The sequence below is a fragment of the Streptomyces sp. NPDC052496 genome, from assembly GCF_040679095.1.
Lineage (GTDB): Bacteria > Actinomycetota > Actinomycetes > Streptomycetales > Streptomycetaceae > Streptomyces.
Genome location: NZ_JBFAUH010000013.1, coordinates 76,800 through 92,583 on the forward strand (window position 1 = coordinate 76,800; position 15,784 = coordinate 92,583).

The 15,784-nt window shown below is 72.2% G+C and carries 14 protein-coding genes and 1 riboswitch; of the genes, 6 read left to right on the forward strand and 8 right to left on the reverse strand.

All coding sequences use genetic code 11. The features are described from left to right. Window positions 1-117 precede the first annotated feature (117 nt). The gene (locus AB0L45_RS18565; protein WP_365841102.1) at window positions 118-1,362 is read left to right on the forward strand and encodes a Cmx/CmrA family chloramphenicol efflux MFS transporter; all 1,245 of its coding nucleotides are present in this window, start codon (window positions 118-120) and stop codon (window positions 1,360-1,362) included. A gap of 136 nt (window positions 1,363-1,498) precedes the next feature. Here the strand turns inward: AB0L45_RS18565 and AB0L45_RS18570 are convergent, their stop codons facing one another. After that, window positions 1,499-1,771, reverse strand: a complete 273-nt coding sequence (locus tag AB0L45_RS18570) for a DUF4031 domain-containing protein (RefSeq protein ID WP_365841104.1) — start codon at window positions 1,769-1,771, stop codon at window positions 1,499-1,501. 1 nt (window position 1,772) lies between these two features. Next, entirely contained in the window at window positions 1,773-2,135 is a 363-nt protein-coding gene (locus AB0L45_RS18575) for a hypothetical protein (protein ID WP_365841106.1), read from the reverse strand. Between the two features lie 122 nt (window positions 2,136-2,257). On the opposite strand from AB0L45_RS18575, the gene AB0L45_RS18580 reads away from it, so the two are divergent. The 3 genes from AB0L45_RS18580 to AB0L45_RS18590 all read left to right on the forward strand — a co-directional run bounded on the left by AB0L45_RS18580 (window position 2,258) and on the right by AB0L45_RS18590 (window position 5,839). Further along, window positions 2,258-3,205: a MurR/RpiR family transcriptional regulator gene (locus AB0L45_RS18580; RefSeq protein WP_365841108.1), complete on the forward strand. Its 948-nt coding sequence runs from the start codon at window positions 2,258-2,260 to the stop codon at window positions 3,203-3,205. Between the two features lie 99 nt (window positions 3,206-3,304). Further along, on the forward strand, window positions 3,305-4,264 hold the full coding sequence (murQ, locus tag AB0L45_RS18585; RefSeq protein ID WP_365841110.1) for an N-acetylmuramic acid 6-phosphate etherase: 960 nt from the start codon (window positions 3,305-3,307) through the stop codon (window positions 4,262-4,264). A 66-nt stretch (window positions 4,265-4,330) separates the two neighbouring features. Then, window positions 4,331-5,839 (forward strand): PTS transporter subunit EIIC, encoded by a 1,509-nt coding sequence (locus tag AB0L45_RS18590; protein WP_365841112.1) that lies wholly within the window; start codon window positions 4,331-4,333, stop codon window positions 5,837-5,839. Here AB0L45_RS18590 and AB0L45_RS18595 read toward each other — a convergent pair. The 6 genes from AB0L45_RS18595 to thrC all read right to left on the reverse strand — a co-directional run bounded on the left by AB0L45_RS18595 (window position 5,836) and on the right by thrC (window position 12,921). Continuing rightward, window positions 5,836-7,305, reverse strand: coding sequence for an alanine/glycine:cation symporter family protein (locus AB0L45_RS18595; protein ID WP_365841114.1), 1,470 nt, complete (start codon window positions 7,303-7,305; stop codon window positions 5,836-5,838). The genes AB0L45_RS18590 and AB0L45_RS18595 overlap by 4 nt on opposite strands. A gap of 167 nt (window positions 7,306-7,472) precedes the next feature. Beyond that, window positions 7,473-8,336 (reverse strand): SDR family oxidoreductase, encoded by an 864-nt coding sequence (locus AB0L45_RS18600; RefSeq protein ID WP_365841116.1) that lies wholly within the window; start codon window positions 8,334-8,336, stop codon window positions 7,473-7,475. A gap of 188 nt (window positions 8,337-8,524) precedes the next feature. Continuing rightward, window positions 8,525-10,147: a chaperonin GroEL gene (gene groL, locus AB0L45_RS18605; protein WP_030022296.1), complete on the reverse strand. Its 1,623-nt coding sequence runs from the start codon at window positions 10,145-10,147 to the stop codon at window positions 8,525-8,527. Between the two features lie 374 nt (window positions 10,148-10,521). Then, window positions 10,522-10,725, reverse strand: coding sequence for a cold-shock protein (locus tag AB0L45_RS18610; RefSeq protein WP_003986833.1), 204 nt, complete (start codon window positions 10,723-10,725; stop codon window positions 10,522-10,524). 454 nt (window positions 10,726-11,179) lie between these two features. Next, entirely contained in the window at window positions 11,180-11,458 is a 279-nt protein-coding gene (locus AB0L45_RS18615) for a MoaD/ThiS family protein (protein WP_365841118.1), read from the reverse strand. Window positions 11,459-11,631: 173 nt separating this feature from the next. Next, complete coding sequence (gene thrC, locus AB0L45_RS18620; RefSeq protein ID WP_365841120.1) at window positions 11,632-12,921, reverse strand: threonine synthase; 1,290 nt, start codon at window positions 12,919-12,921, stop codon at window positions 11,632-11,634. 17 nt (window positions 12,922-12,938) lie between these two features. After that, window positions 12,939-13,094: riboswitch (SAM riboswitch) on the reverse strand. Window positions 13,095-13,254: 160 nt separating this feature from the next. Here thrC and AB0L45_RS18625 point away from each other — a divergent pair. Both AB0L45_RS18625 and AB0L45_RS18630 read left to right on the forward strand, forming a co-directional pair. After that, window positions 13,255-14,202, forward strand: coding sequence for a glucosyl-3-phosphoglycerate synthase (locus AB0L45_RS18625; RefSeq protein ID WP_365841122.1), 948 nt, complete (start codon window positions 13,255-13,257; stop codon window positions 14,200-14,202). A gap of 104 nt (window positions 14,203-14,306) precedes the next feature. After that, a complete protein-coding gene (locus tag AB0L45_RS18630; protein ID WP_365841124.1) occupies window positions 14,307-15,767 on the forward strand; it encodes a trehalose-6-phosphate synthase in 1,461 nt (486 codons plus the stop codon). Window positions 15,768-15,784: the final 17 nt, after the last annotated feature.

The following is a 15,784-nucleotide window of genomic DNA, read 5'->3' on the forward strand; positions in this document are numbered from 1 at the left end:
CCGGCCACCCGTCCGGAACCACCCGGTACCGTTCGGGGATCGACACCGCGACCGGGAATGTCAGGTGCTTGCGCACTGTTCGTGCGTGACATGCAAGACCATCCCGATCGCGCCCGCATGCCCCTGGCCGTCTACGTCCTCGGACTCTCCGTCTTCGCCCTCGGCACCAGTGAATTCATGCTGTCGGGCATCCTCCAGCCCCTGGCCCGGGACATGGGGGTGACCATTCCGCAGGCCGGTCTCCTGGTCTCCGCCTTCGCGATCGGCATGGTGGTCGGCGCGCCGGTGCTCGCCGGCGCCACCCTCCAACTGCCGCGCCGCACCACGCTGATCGCCCTGCTCACCGTCTTCGGACTCGGGCAGGTCGCGGGCGCGGTGGCGCCGTCGTACGCCGTACTGTTCGTCTCCCGTGTGGTCAGCGCGCTGGCCTGCGCCGGGTTCTGGGCGGTCGGCGCGGCCGTCGCGGTGTCGCTGGTGCCGGTCACGGCGCGGGCCCGCGCGATGGCCGTGATGGTCGGCGGGCTGAGCATCGCCAACATCGCGGGCGTGCCCGCCGGCGCGCTGCTCGGGCAGCACGCGGGCTGGCGGTCCGCCTTCTGGGCCGTGGCGGCCCTCTCGGCGATCGGCCTGGTCGGCGTGGTCGCGCTGGTGCCGCGGACGGCCGTGCCGACCGGTGACGAGCGGCCAGCGCTCCGCCGCGAACTGAGCATCTACCGGGACCAGCAGGTCTGGCTGGCACTGATCGGCACCGCGCTGAACGGCGCGGCGGTCTTCGCGCTGTTCTCCTACCTGGCGCCGCTGCTGACCGACACCGCGGGGCTGGCCGAGGGCAGCGTGCCGACCGTGCTGGCACTGTTCGGTGTGGGCGCGCTGATCGGTACGTTCGTCGGCGGACGCACAGCGGACGCGCACCCGTTCGGAACGATCATCGGGGGCATCAGCGCCTCGGCGACCGTACTGGCGCTGCTGGCCCTGACCGCGCACAGCCCCGTCGCCGCCGTCACGCTCTCGCTGCTGCTCGGCGTCACCGCGTTCGCCACCGCACCGGCCCTCAACGCCCGGATGTTCAACGTGGCGACCGCCGCGCCGACGCTGGCCGGCGCGACCACCACCTCCGCCTTCAACCTGGGCAACACCGTCGGGCCGTGGCTCGGCGGGCTCGTCATCAGCGCGGGCTGGGGCTACCCGGCCGTGGCCTGGACGGCCGCGGCGCTCGCGGCACTGGGCGTCGCCACCACGCTCGTCGCGCTGCGGCTGCACCGTACGAAGAGCGCTTCGCGCCTGGTCGCCTCCTCGGCCGACGGGCGGCACGCGCCGGCGGAGGCGGAGCCGGTCGAGATGGCCGAGGCGGACCGCGGCTGACCTGGCGGGGCCTGCCCCCGGGCGGGCCCCGCCCTACCCGCATCCGGGCAAACCCCCGCCCCACCGGAATCGGGGCAGGCCCCGCCCCGCCGGAATCAGGGCTTGCCCCGCCCCACCGGGCCCGGGCAAGCCCGCCCTACCGGCTCGCCTCCCGCCCCTTCGGCCTGCGCAGTCCCGCCCTACGGAGCCGGTGCACCAGCTCCCTGCTGCCGATCTCCGCGGCCCCCGCGCGCACCGCTTCCCCGTACCGCTCCGCCGGTATGTCGTAGTGATCGCGGTCGAACGCCCGGCGGGGGCAGCCGAGGCGCTCCGCGAAGGCGTGCAGCTCGTCGAACGAGGCGTCGCTGACGAGGTGGGACCACATCCGCCCGTGTCCGGGCCAGGTCGGCGGGTCGATGTAGAGCGCCACGTCAGCCCCCGGTGGTGGCGCCGAGGGAGCCGACCCGCGCCACCGAGACCGCCGTCTTGGGACAGACCCAGTGCGGGTCGGGCCCCAACTCGGGCTCGACGTCGAGGGCGTGGGGATCGCCGCCGTGGGTGCACACGGGGCACAGCGGCCAGCGGCCGTACCGCTCCAGGAGGGCGTCCTGGACGTCCTGCGCTATCAGCCCGGCCACGAACTCGGCGCCCTCGGGCCACTGCTCCACCCACCATCGGCGGTGCGCCACGGAGTCCTCGACGAGCGAGACGATCTCCGCGTCGGCGACTTCGCCCGCCACCAGGTCCGCGAGGACCAGCGCGCGGGCCGCGTGCAGTGCCTGTTCGAGCTCCATGCCCCCCATTCTCTCCCGCACCACTGACAACCGCTCCGGCTGCCCGCGCCGGCGGCCGGGCCGGCCGCCACGGGTGTCCACAGGGTATTGACGCGGCCCGGCGGTGAAATTACTTTTCAGCTGTGCGCCCCGACCTGAAGGAAACTTTCAAGGACTCCGGCGCCGCCGTCCGGGCGGCCCCGAGCCCGCCCGCCCCCGCGGCCCTGGCCGCCAAGGTGCGGACGCTGGCACCGTCCATGACCCGGTCCATGCAGCGGGTCGCGGAGGCGGTCGCGGGCGACCCGGCCGGCTGCGCCGCGCTCACCGTCACCGGCCTCGCCGAACGTACGGGCACCAGCGAGGCCACCGTCGTACGCACCTCGCGCCTGCTCGGCTACCCGGGCTACCGCGACCTGCGCATCGCGCTCGCCGCCCTCGCCACCCAGCAGGCCGCCGGCCGCGCGCCCGCCGTCACCGCCGACATAGCGGTCGACGACGCGCTGCCCGACGTGGTGGCGAAGCTGGCCCAGGAGGAGCAGCAGTGCCTGGCCGACACCGCCGCCGGACTGGACCTGACCCAGCTGGAGGCCGCGGTCGGCGCGCTGGCCGCCGCCCGGCGCATCGACGTGTACGGCATAGGGGCGTCCAACCTCGTCGGCCAGGACCTGGTCCAGAAGCTGCTGCGGATCGGCCTGATCGCGCACGCCCACTCCGACCCGCACCTCGCCGTGACGAACGCCGTCCAGATGCGCGCCGGTGACGTGGCCATCGCGATCACCCATTCGGGGCGTACGACCGACGTCATAGAGCCGCTGCGGGTGGCCTTCGACCGTGGCGCCACGACCATCGCGATCACCGGCCGCCCGGACGGCGGCATCGCCTCGTACGCCGATCACGTCCTCACCACGTCCACCGCCCGGGAGAGCGAGCTGCGCCCGGCCGCCATGGCCTCCCGCACGAGCCAACTGCTCGTCGTCGACTGTCTCTTCGTCGGCGTCGCGCAGCGTACGTACGAAACCGCCGCGCCCGCCCTGTCCGCCTCCTACGAAGCCCTCGCCCACCGCCACGCGCCGCGTACGCCCACCCGCTGACCACGCGCCGCCCGGCCGCGAGGGCCCCTCCACCCGTCCGCCCGCCGCCTCCGCTCCCCCGTACAGAGCCGTACGAGCCCGGAAAGAGCCGCCACCGCCATGACCTCCCCCGCCGAGTACGCACAGCTACGCGCCCAGCTGGACACGCTCACCACCGAAGCCTTCCGGCCCGAACTCGCCGAGATCGACCGGCTGTCCACCCTGGAGATCGCCCGCACGATGAACGGCGAGGACACCACCGTCCCCGCCGCCGTCGCCGACCGGCTCCCCGAGATCGCCGCCGCCATCGACGCCACCGCCGAGCGGATGGCCCGCGGCGGCCGGCTGGTCTACGCGGGCGCGGGCACGGCCGGCCGCCTCGGCGTACTGGACGCGAGCGAGTGCCCGCCCACCTTCAACACCGACCCGTCCGAGGTCGTGGGCCTGATCGCGGGCGGCCCGGGCGCCATGGTCGCCGCCGTCGAAGGCGCCGAGGACAGCAAGGAGCTGGCCGCCGCCGACCTGGACGCGCTGGGCCTGACCGCCGACGACACGGTGGTCGGCATCTCCGCCTCAGGGCGCACCCCGTACGCGATCGGCGCCGTCGAGCACGCCCGTACGGCCTGCGGCGCGCTGACCATCGGCCTGTCCTGCAACGCGGACTCCGCGCTGGCCGCGGCCGCCGACCACGGCATCGAGGTCGTCGTCGGGCCCGAACTCCTCACCGGTTCCACCCGGTTGAAGGCCGGTACGGCGCAGAAACTGGTCCTCAACATGCTCTCGACGATCACCATGATCCGGCTGGGCAAGACCTACGGGAACCTGATGGTGGACGTCCGCGCCTCCAACGAGAAGCTGCGCGCCCGCTCGCGCCGCATCGTGGCGCTGGCCACCGGCGCCGGGGACGCGGAGATCGAGGCGGCGCTCGCCGCCACGGACGGCGAGGTCAAGAACGCCATCCTGGCCGTACTGGCCGGGGTCGACGGGCCGACGGCGGCCCGGCTGCTGGCCGACTCCCGCGGCCACCTCAGGGCCGCGCTGCACACCGCCCTGCACACCCCGCCCCTTCAGGACTGCTGACCGGCCAGGCGTTCCCGCCGCCGCCAGCCCGTCCCGGCACGTACGCACAGCAAGGCACCCCACCACATGTCCGACGAGAAGAACCGCGCCACCGCCGCCGCGCTCCTCCCCTTGGTCGGCGGCGCCGCCAACATCACGTCCGTCACCCACTGCATGACCCGGCTGCGGCTGGGCGTCGCGGACCGCTCGCTGGTCCAGGACGACGCGCTGAAGGCGCTGCCCGCCGTCCTGGGCGTGGTGGAGGACGACACGTACCAGATCGTGCTGGGCCCGGGCACGGTCGCCCGCGTCACCCCGGAGTTCGCCGCCCTGGTCGAGGCGGGCCGCGACGCGGCACCGGCACCCTCCCCCGTCGCACCCGGACCCACCGGGCCCACACCCCCCACCGCCGAAGGACTCGCCGCACAAGGCGCCGCCCTCAAGGCCCGGCAGAAGGCCAGGAACGCCACCCCGGTCAAACTCTTCCTCCGCCGGATCGCCGGTATCTTCGTCCCGCTGATCCCCGCCCTCATCGGCTGCGGCATCATCGCCGGTCTGAACGGCCTGCTGACCAACTTCGGCGTACTGCCCGTCCTCGTCCCGGCGCTGGCCGCCATCGCCTCCGGCTTCATGTCGCTGATCGCGGTGTTCGTGGGCCACAACACCGCCAAGGAGTTCGGCGGTACGCCCGTCCTGGGCGGCGCGGTCGCCGCGGTGATCGTGTACGCGGGGGTTGCCAAGGTGACCGCCTTCGGCCAGCAGCTCTCGCCGGGACAGGGCGGCGTCCTGGGGGCGCTGGGCGCGGCGCTGCTCGCCGTACAGGTCGAGAAGTGGTGCCGCCGGCACGTGCCCGAGGCGCTCGACGTCCTGGTCACGCCCACCGTGACGGTGCTGGTCTCCGGCCTGGTCACGCTGTTCGGCCTGATGTTCCCGGCCGGCGAGGCCGCCACCGCCATCGGGACGTGCGCGAACTGGCTGCTCGCCCACGGCGGCGCCGCGGCCGGGTTCCTGCTCGGCGGCCTCTTCCTCCCGCTCGTCATGCTCGGCCTGCACCAGGCCCTGATCCCCATCCACACCACACTGATCGAGCAGCAGGGCTACACGGTCCTGCTGCCCATCCTGGCGATGGCCGGGGCCGGCCAGGTGGGCGCCGCCCTCGCGGTCTACGTCCGCCTCCCGGGCAACCGCTCGATCCGTACGACCATCAGGTCCGCGCTGCCCGCGGGCTTCCTGGGCATCGGCGAACCGCTCATCTACGGTGTCTCGCTGCCGCTGGGCCGCCCGTTCGTCACCGCCTGCGCCGGCGGCGCGTTCGGCGGCGGCTTCGTCGGCCTGTTCCACCAGCTCGGTACGGCGGCGGGCTCCACCGCCATCGGCCCGTCAGGATGGGCCCTGTTCCCCCTGCTCCAGGGCAACCGGTCGCTGGGCGCCACCCTCACCGTGTACGCCCTCGGCCTGCTCGTCGGGTACGCGGCCGGCTTCCTGGCGACGTACTTCTTCGGCTTCGGTCAGCAGGCCCTGGCAGACCTGAACGCCGCCACGGGGCCGTCGGTGGACAACGCCCAGCACCTGAGGAGGGTCGGCGCCGGAGGCTAGGCCGCCCCCGCCCCCGCCGTCTCCCGGCGCTCCGACTCCGTCGGCGCGTCCGGCCAGCACTCCACCCCCGCCAGGTCCGGCATCCGGGACCGGGTGAACACCGGGTCGAGGCCGGAGCGGCGCTGGGCCGTGTAGTCGTCCAGGAGGCGGAAGGCGATGGCGGAGAGGGGGATGACGGCCAGCAGGTTGACCAGGGCCATGAGGCCCATGAAGACGTCGGCGAGGTTCCAGATGACGCCGACCGAGCCGAGCGCGCCCAGGAAGACGACCACGAGGACCACGGCACGGTAGACGGGCAGGACCCAGGCGCGCCCCGTCATGAAGCCGATGTTGGACTCGCCGTAGTAATAGTTCCCGATCATGGAGCTGAAGGCGAGCAGGAAGACGACGGCCGTCAGGACGTGACCGGCCCAGCCGCCGAGCGTGTCGGTCAGCGCGGACTGGGTGAGGTCGGCGCCCTGGCGTCCGCTCGGCTCCGGGGTGGCCGTCAGGATGATGAACGCGGTCATCGTGCAGATCAGCAGGGTGTCGAAGAAGACGCCGAGGGACTGGACGAGTCCCTGCTTGACCGGGTGGGTGACCTCGGCCGCGGCCCCCGCGTTGGGCGCGGAACCCAGACCCGCCTCGTTGGAGAACATGCCGCGCCGGACGCCCTGCTGGACCGCCGCACCGATCCCGCCGGCCGCCAGCTCCTTGAAGCCGAACGCGCCGCCGACGATGTCGCCGAGGACCCGCGGCAGGTCACCGAGGTTGAGGAGGACGACGGCGGCGCCCAGCAGCAGGTAGACGACGGCCATGACCGGTACGAGGACGGTGGTGACGGAGGTGATCCGGCGGACCCCGCCGCAGATCGCGACACCCAGCAGTACGGCCAGCAGCAGGCCGGCCGCCGGGGCGAACCACGACGATCCGCTGCCGGAGACGGAACCGGCGGCGACCGACGTGATCGTGTGGGACTGCACGGCGTTGAAGACGAAGCCGAAGGTCACCGTGATCGCGACGGCGAACAGGACACCGGGCCAGCGCTTCCCCAGCCCGCGCTGCATGTAGTACGCGGGGCCGCCCCGGTACGTACCGGAGCCGTTGCCGTCGCGCACCTTGTAGAGCTGGGCCAGCGCCGACTCGACGAACGCCGAGGCACCGCCGACGAGCGCCATCACCCACATCCAGAACACCGCGCCCGCGCCGCCCAGGGTGATCGCGGTGGCGACGCCGGCGATGTTGCCCGTACCGACCCGCGCCGCCGCCGAGATGGTGAAGGCGCCGAAGGACGAGACCGGCTTGGAGCCGTCCGCCCGCGGCTGCGACTTGTCCTTGAGCACCCGCAGCATCTCCGGGAAGAGCCGCAGCTGTACGGCCCGGGACCGGACCGTGAAATACAGGCCCGCGCAGACCACCAGCGGGATCAGCAGGTAGGTCCAGAGACCGTCGTTGAGGCCGACGACCAGGGAATCGAGGGTGCTCATGGGCGTCCTTGCGGGGCGTCCGGGGGCGGGGGCGGCCGACGCGGAAGATCACCTTCCGGCGAGGCTCCGGAAAGTATGGCCGCCGTGCCCATACCAGGACCAGCGCCGCCTTACATGCCGAATCTCACAGATGGCGACATAGCGGTACAGGCCCTGCCGGCCGCCCCTCACACGTCGCAGCCGTGCAGCCCGCCGTCCACCACCAGGTCCTGCCCGTTGATGTACGAGGCCTCGCCGGACGCCAGGAAGGCCACCGCGTCGGCGATCTCCTCCGGCCGCCCGAACCGGCCCGCCGCCGTCCGGGCGCGCAGCCGCTCCGCCTCCGCGCCGCCGATACCGGAGTCCGCGAACATCGGCGTCTCGACATAGCCGGGGCTGACCGAATTGACGCGGACACGGCGCCCGGCGAGCGCCGCCGCGAGCGTACGGGCGAGGTTGTGCGCGGCGGCCTTGGTCGCGGAGTGCAGGGTGGCGTCCGCCTGCCCGCGTTGCACGAGCGACGAAGCGGTGATGACGACCGCGCCGCCGTCCCGCAGCAGCGGCAGGGCCCGCTGGACGGTGAAGAACACGCCCTTGAAGTTCACGCCGACCGCGCGCTCGAAGTCGGCTTCGGTGATCTCCTCGAAGGGCGCCGCCGCATACACACCGGCGTTGGCGAAGATGATGTCGAGGTGCCCGAAGCGGTCGCCCACGGCCTGGACCACGGCGTCGAGATCGGCGACGGAGGCCGTGTCGGCCCGTACGCCCAGCACCCGCTCAGCGGCGGCGCCGGCCGGCCCCGCCCCCGCGCCCGTCGCATCCGCAACGGCCGCCTCGCCGCCCGTCACCGCCTCCTGCGCCTGCTCCCGCAGCTGCGCCACGGCGGCGTCGAGGCGGCGCTCGTCGCGGCCGCACACCACCACCCGCGCGCCGTCCGCGAGCAGCCGTCGCGCGGCTGCCAGGCCCACCCCACTGCTGCCGCCGGTGACCAGGGCGACGGTGTCCGCGGCGAACCGGTCCGGTCGGGCGGTCTGCCCGTTTCGAGTCGTCATGGGGTGATCGTGCCCCGCGGGGCCGGGGTCCGCGCAAGGAGCACCGTACGGAATCGGCACACCTCGGCCGTACGGAGAGCCGTACGGGAAGCCGCGCGGCCTCTGGGCCCGAAAAAGCCGCTGGGGCGGCACCCCCCTGAGAGGAGGAGTGCCGCCCCAGCGACCTGAGGACAGATGATCCGGAAGGATCAGAAGTCCATGTCACCGCCCGGCATGCCGCCCGGAGCGGCCGCGGCGGCCTTCTCCGGCTTGTCGGCGATGACGGCCTCGGTGGTCAGGAACAGCGCGGCGATCGACGCGGCGTTCTGCAGCGCGGAGCGCGTGACCTTGGCGGGGTCGATGATGCCCTCGGCGATCATGTCGACGTACTCGCCGGTCGCGGCGTTCAGACCGTGGCCGACGGCCAGGTTGCGCACCTTCTCCACGACAACGCCGCCCTCAAGGCCGCCGTTGACGGAGATCTGCTTCAGCGGGGCCTCCAGGGCCAGCTTCACAGCGGCGGCACCGGTGGCCTCGTCGCCCTCCAGCTCCAGCTTCTCGAAGACCGAGGAGGCCTGCAGCAGGGCCACGCCACCGCCGGCGACGATGCCCTCCTCGACGGCCGCCTTCGCGTTGCGCACGGCGTCCTCGATGCGGTGCTTGCGCTCCTTGAGCTCGACCTCGGTGGCGGCACCGGCCTTGATGACGGCCACGCCGCCGGCCAGCTTCGCCAGACGCTCCTGGAGCTTCTCGCGGTCGTAGTCCGAGTCGCTGTTCTCGATCTCGGCGCGGATCTGGTTGACGCGGCCCTGGACCTGCTCGCTGTCACCGGCACCGTCGACGATGGTGGTCTCGTCCTTGGTGATGACGACCTTGCGGGCGCGGCCCAGCAGGTCGAGACCGGCGTTCTCCAGCTTGAGGCCGACCTCCTCGGAGATGACCGTGCCACCGGTGAGGATGGCGATGTCGCCGAGCATGGCCTTGCGGCGGTCGCCGAAGCCCGGGGCCTTGACGGCGACGGACTTGAAGGTGCCGCGGATCTTGTTGACGACCAGGGTCGACAGGGCCTCGCCCTCGACGTCCTCGGCGATGATCAGCAGCGGCTTGCCCGACTGCATGACCTTCTCCAGCAGCGGAAGGAGGTCCTTCACGTTGGAGATCTTGGAGTTGACGATCAGGATGTACGGGTCGTCGAGCGACGCCTCCATACGCTCCATGTCGGTGGCGAAGTACGCCGAGATGTAGCCCTTGTCGAAGCGCATACCCTCGGTGAGCTCCAGCTCCAGACCGAAGGTCTGGGACTCCTCGACGGTGATGACGCCTTCCTTGCCGACCTTGTCCATGGCCTCGGCGATCAGCTCACCGATCTGGGTGTCGGCGGCGGAGATGGAGGCGGTCGAAGCGATCTGCTCCTTGGTCTCCACGTCCTTCGCCTGCTCCAGCAGGGCGGCGGAGACGGCCTCGACGGCGCGCTCGATACCGCGCTTGAGGGCCATCGGGTTGGCGCCGGCCGCGACGTTGCGCAGGCCCTCGCGGACCAGGGCCTGGGCCAGGACGGTCGCGGTCGTCGTGCCGTCACCGGCGACGTCGTCCGTCTTCTTCGCGACCTCCTTGACCAGCTCGGCACCGATCTTCTCGTACGGGTCCTCGAGCTCGATCTCCTTGGCGATGGACACACCATCGTTGGTGATCGTGGGGGCGCCCCACTTCTTCTCGAGGACGACGTTGCGGCCCTTGGGGCCAAGGGTGACCTTGACGGCGTCGGCGAGCTGGTTCATCCCGCGCTCGAGACCGCGCCGCGCCTCCTCGTCGAACGCGATGATCTTGGCCATGTGAAGTGGTCCTCCCGGACTGGGGCCCCCCGGACTTCGTCTGGGGGAGGGTGGATACTCCGGACCGCGCTGGCGCCCGCGACGGACGGTTCGCGAGCCGGTGGTTCCTTGCCCCACCTGCCCGCGGACCTCACCGAGTCGGTCCTTAGCTGTCACTCTCACTCGTAGAGTGCTAACGCAATGATTAGCACTCGGCACAGGAGAGTGCAAGCGGCTTGGCGGAGCCTCCCCGTGGCGCCCCCGGTGTCAAACCAGGTGCGGCCGGACGACCTGCGGCTCCTCGCCGAGCATGCCCTCCCTCCCCACCTGAACACAGAGGGTCCGCGCCCCCCGCAGGGGACGCGGACCCTCGTACGCAGCAGTCGGTCGGCGCTTCAGCCGGCCACGCGGACCATGTCCGCCTGCGGCCCTTTCTGGCCCTGCGAGATCTCGAACTCGACCCGCTGACCCTCCTCAAGGGTGCGGTAACCGTCCATCTGGATCGCGCTGTAGTGGACGAATACATCCGCACCACCGTCGACCGCGATGAAGCCGTACCCCTTCTCCGCGTTGAACCACTTGACGGTGCCCTGAGCCATGCCTAACTCCCCTATTACTGGCCCTTGCACAGGACCGCACTCCGCGGACCCGGGTCAGACCTCACCCCCCGACAAGGAGGGGGTGTGCGCCGGAACGCGTCGACCGCCGCTGAATGTATCTGTCCAACTGCCCAGCGCAACAGGTCAGTCGGACGAGAATTCCGCTCGCGAACAATCGTAAAAATACGAAGAAAAGCCCATACTTCAGGGCGAGTCGGGCCGGGCAAAGCTCACCAACGCGACAAATCATGTCCACACTTCGCGCACAACTTGCCGGGGTATCCGATGCGTCCGGCGCGCGCTCAACGGGGGATCACCCCAACTGTATCGCCTTTAACAACACGGAATCGCCCCGTCCGCTTCGTGGCGGACAGGGCGATTCCAGCCGTTGGACCGGACAAGGGCCGAAAAAGATCGTTACGGCTCCCCGGCGTCCCGGCGCTCCGGCGGCGGCTCAGCAGCCGCCGGCCACCGCCGGGATGATCGAGACGCCCGCGCCGTCCGGCGTCGGCGTCTGGAGGCCCTGCTCGAAGCGCACGTCGTCGTCGTTGACGTAGACGTTCACGAAGCGCCGCAGCTTGCCGGTGTCGTCCAGGACGCGGGCCGCGATGCCCGCGTGGTTCTTCTCCAGGTCCGCGATGACCTCGGAGAGGGTCGCCCCCTCGGCGGGGACCTCGGCCTGGCCGCCGGTGTAGGTGCGCAGGATGGTCGGGATGCGGACGTTGACGCTCATGGTGTTCTGCCTTCCAGCTTGCGGGGGGATGCGTAGGGGCGGGCCGGCGCGGGCGTACCGGTGACCGCGGGCGCGGACGACGGCGTACCGGCGCGTGACGGTGCTCGCAGGCGGGTGCCGGCGCTTGCGGGTGTGCGCGGCCGCGCACGGATGGCTACGGCCGCGCGCGGCGGTCAGCCCGCCAGACCGGCGGCGCGGAACGCCTCCAGGCTCGGCCGGATGGTGGCGGTGGGCCCGGTGGTCGGCGCCACCGCGTCCAGCGTCTTGAGCCCGTCGCCGGTGTTCAGCACGACGGTGGTCAGCGCCGGGTCGAGCAGGCCGTTCTCGATCAGCTTCTTCGTCACGCCCACGGTCACCCCGCCGGCGGTCTCGGCGAAGATGCCCTCCGTACGGGCCAGCAGCTTGATCGCGTCCACCACCTGCTCGTCGTCCACGTCCTCGACCGCGCCGCCGGTGCGCCGGGCGATGTCGAGCACGTACGGGCCGTCGGCCGGGTTGCCGATGGCCAGCGACTTGGCGATGGTCTTCGGCTTCTGCGGCCGTACGACGTCGTGACCGGCCTTGAAGGCGGTCGAGACCGGCGAACAGCCCTCGGCCTGAGCGCCGAAGATCTTGTACGGCTTGTCCTCGACCAGCCCGAGCGCGATCAGCTCCTTCAGCCCCTTGTCGATCTTCGTGAGCTGGGAGCCGGAGGCGATCGGGATGACGATCTGGTCCGGCAGCCGCCAGCCGAGCTGCTCGCAGATCTCGTACGCGAGGGTCTTGGAGCCCTCTCCGTAGTACGGGCGCAGGTTGACGTTGACGAAGCCCCAGCCCTCGCCGAGCGGGTCGCCGATCAGTTCCGAGCAGAAGCGGTTGACGTCGTCGTAGGTGCCCTCGATGCCGACCAGCTCGCCGCCGTAGACCGCGGCCATCACGACCTTGCCCGCCTCCAGGTCGTGCGGGATGAACACGCAGGAGCGGAAGCCGGCCCGGGCCGCCGCCGCACCCACCGCGCCGGCGAGGTTGCCGGTGGAGGAGCAGGACAGGGTGGTGAAGCCGAAGGCGCGGGCGGCCTCGACGGCGATGGCGACGACGCGGTCCTTGAAGGAGTGCGTCGGGTTGCCGGAGTCGTCCTTGACGTACAGACCGCCGGTCACGCCCAGCTCACGGGCCAGGTTGTCGGCCTTGACCAGCTTGGTCAGGCCGGGGTTGAGGTTCGGCTTGCCGGCGACGTCGGCGGGGACGGGCAGCAGCGGCGCGTAGCGCCAGATGCTGTTCGGACCGGCTTCGATCCGCTTGCGCAGGCCCTCCGGGTCACCGGCCGGCAGGTCGTACGCCACCTCCAGCGGCCCGAAACAGGACTCGCAGGCGAAGATCGGTCCGAGGCCGAAGCGCTCGCCGCACTCGCGGCAGGACAGCGCGACGGCGGGGCCGAGAGAGACACGGGAGGACGTGGTGCTTTCGACGGATTGCACAGCCATGGAGGCGAGGCCCTTTCTCCTCATCTTCCTCGCGACGCATCTCGCCACGAGACGGAATTGGCACCTTCCCTAGCCGGGAGCCTCGCGGGCCGCGCGCTGCGCGGCGACGGAGACCGGCTGGAGGGTTGCCGGGGCTTCAACGGGCCGTGTCCCTCTGCCCCTCTGGATGAGCGGTATGGCGCTGGGCCGCAGCCCAGGCGTTTGTCGCGACCCCGGCATGTCCGGGGCGATCGCGTTGTTCAAGACTGTAGCCGAAGGGCAGGGCGGTCGAGACAGCCGTCCGCACCGCGAGATGGATCACATCGCTGGTCCGGGAACGAAGGAGACGCGCACGTGCTGGAAGAGGTGGAGCGCTGGCTGGCCAGCCGGTCCTGGTCGGCCGCGGACCGCCCGCTCGACCGGCTGCTGGCCGCGAAGCGCGAGACGGGGCAGACGGTCTCCGTCGTGCTGCCGGCGCTCGACGAGGAGGCGACGGTCGGCGCGATCGTCGAGGCCGTCCGTACGGAGCTGATGACTCCGTCGGTGCCGCTCGTCGACGAGCTGGTGGTGCTGGACTCCGGGTCCACGGACGGCACGGCCAAGGTCGCGGCCGAGGCGGGCGCGCGGGTGGTCCACCGGGACGAGGTGCTGCCGCGGCTGCCCGCGCTGCCCGGCAAGGGCGAGGTGCTGTGGCGCTCCCTGCTGGCCACCGGCGGCGACATCGTCTGCTTCGTCGACGCGGACCTGCGCGAGTTCGACGCGGGCTTCGTCTCCGGGATCGTCGGTCCGCTGCTGACCGACCCGGACGTGCAGTTCGTCAAGGGCATGTACGACCGGCCGCTGGGTGAGGCGGCGGGCCAGGGCGGCCGGGTCACCGAGCTGGTCGCCCGGCCGCTGCTGAACCTGCACTGGCCGCAGCTCGCCGGGTTCGTGCAGCCGCTGGGCGGGGAGTACGCGGCGCGCCGGTCGCTGCTGGAGCGGCTGCCGTTCCCGGTGGGTTACGGCGTGGAGCTGGGTCTGCTGGTCGACGCGCTGCACACGGCCGGGCTGGACGCGCTGGCCCAGGTGGACGTGGGGGTACGCAAGCACCGTCACCAGGGCGGCCAGGCACTCGGCAGGATGGCGGCGGCGATCTACCGCACCGCGCAGCTGCGGCTGGCCCGCGGTCACCTGGTGCGCCCGCGGCTGACCCAGTTCGAGCGCGGCGAGGCCGGTTTCGTGCCGCGTACCTGTGACGTGGACACCGAGGAGCGGCCGCCGATGGCGGAGATACCGGAGTACACGGAGCGCCGCGCGGCCTGAGTGCGGGCCCGTGGGAGGTACGGCCCCGGGGCGCCGCGTAAACCGTGACGTGCCGCCCTCGCTGCGTACGTTTGAGCGGTTCGGTGGCGGGCTAGTCTCGCACCATGGTCTCCGAGCGTTCTGGTGCCCAGGTTCTCGTCGCGTCCAACCGCGGCCCGGTCTCGTACACGAAGGGGGACGACGGCACGCTGACCGCCAAACGCGGCGGCGGCGGGCTGGTCTCCGGTCTCTCCGCCATCGGCCCCGACGCCGGGGCGGTGTGGGTGTGCGCCGCCCTCGGGGAGGGCGACCGCGAGGCCGCCCGGCGCAGCGACGGCCACCTGGACACCGCCGACACGGGCGGCCAGCACGTACGCATGCTGGACATTCCCGCCGACGTCTTCACCGATGCCTACAACGGCATCGCCAACTCGGTGCTGTGGTTCGTCCACCACATGCTCTACCAGACGCCGCTGGAGCCCTCCTTCGACGACGGGTTCCGCGCGCAGTGGGCGTCGTACGAGGCGTACAACGCGGCCTTCGCGGACGCGCTCGCCGACGAGGCCGCGCCCGGCGCCGTCGTCCTCGTGCAGGACTACCACCTCACGCTGGTGCCGGGCCTGCTCCGCGCCCGCCGTCCCGACCTGCGCATCGGGCACTTCTCGCACACGCCGTGGGCGCCCGCGGACTACTTCCGGATGCTGCCGGACGACGTGGCCGAGGCGGTGCTGCTCGGCATGCTGGGCGGCGACCGGGCCGCGTTCCTGACGCGGCGCTGGGCCGAGGCGTTCGCGGAGTGCTGCGCCGCGGTGCTGGGCGCCGAGGTGGCGCGCGACGGGGACGGCGGGCTGAGCATCGTCCACGAGGGCCGGACGACCCGGCTCGGGGTGCACGGCCTGGGCGCGGACGCGGAATTCCTGCGGGAGCGGGCGCACCGGCCCGACGTGGACGAGCGGCTGGCGGCGCTGCGCGAGCAGATCGGCGGGGCGGACCGCAAGACGATCGTGCGGGTGGACCGTACGGAGCTGTCCAAGAACATCGTGCGCGGGCTGCGCGCCTACCGGGCGCTGCTGGCCGCGCACCCCGAGTGGCACGAACGGGTCGTGCACATCGCGTTCGCCTATCCCTCCCGGCAGGACCTGGAGGTCTACCGCGCGTACACCGACGAGGTCGGGCGGCTGGCCGAGGAGATCAACGAGGAGTACGGCACCCCGGGCTGGCAGCCGGTCGTGCTGCACGTGAAGGACGACTTCGCGCGGTCGCTGGCGGCCTACCGGATCGCCGACGTCGCACTGGTCAACCCGATCAGGGACGGCATGAACCTGGTCGCCAAGGAGGTCCCGGTGATCTCCGAGGCGGGCTGCGCGCTGGTGCTGTCCCGGGAGGCCGGGGCGTACGCGGAGCTGGGCGAGGACGCGGTCTGCGTCAATCCGTACGACATCTCCGCCACCGCCCGCGCGCTGCACGAGGCGCTGTCCATGGAGGACGGCGAGCGGGCCGAGCGCACGAAGCGGCTGGCCGCGGCGGCCACCGCGCTGCCGCCTGACCGCTGGTTCCTCCAGCAGCTGCGGGCGCTGGAGCAGTAGCGGCCCGAGCGGTCACC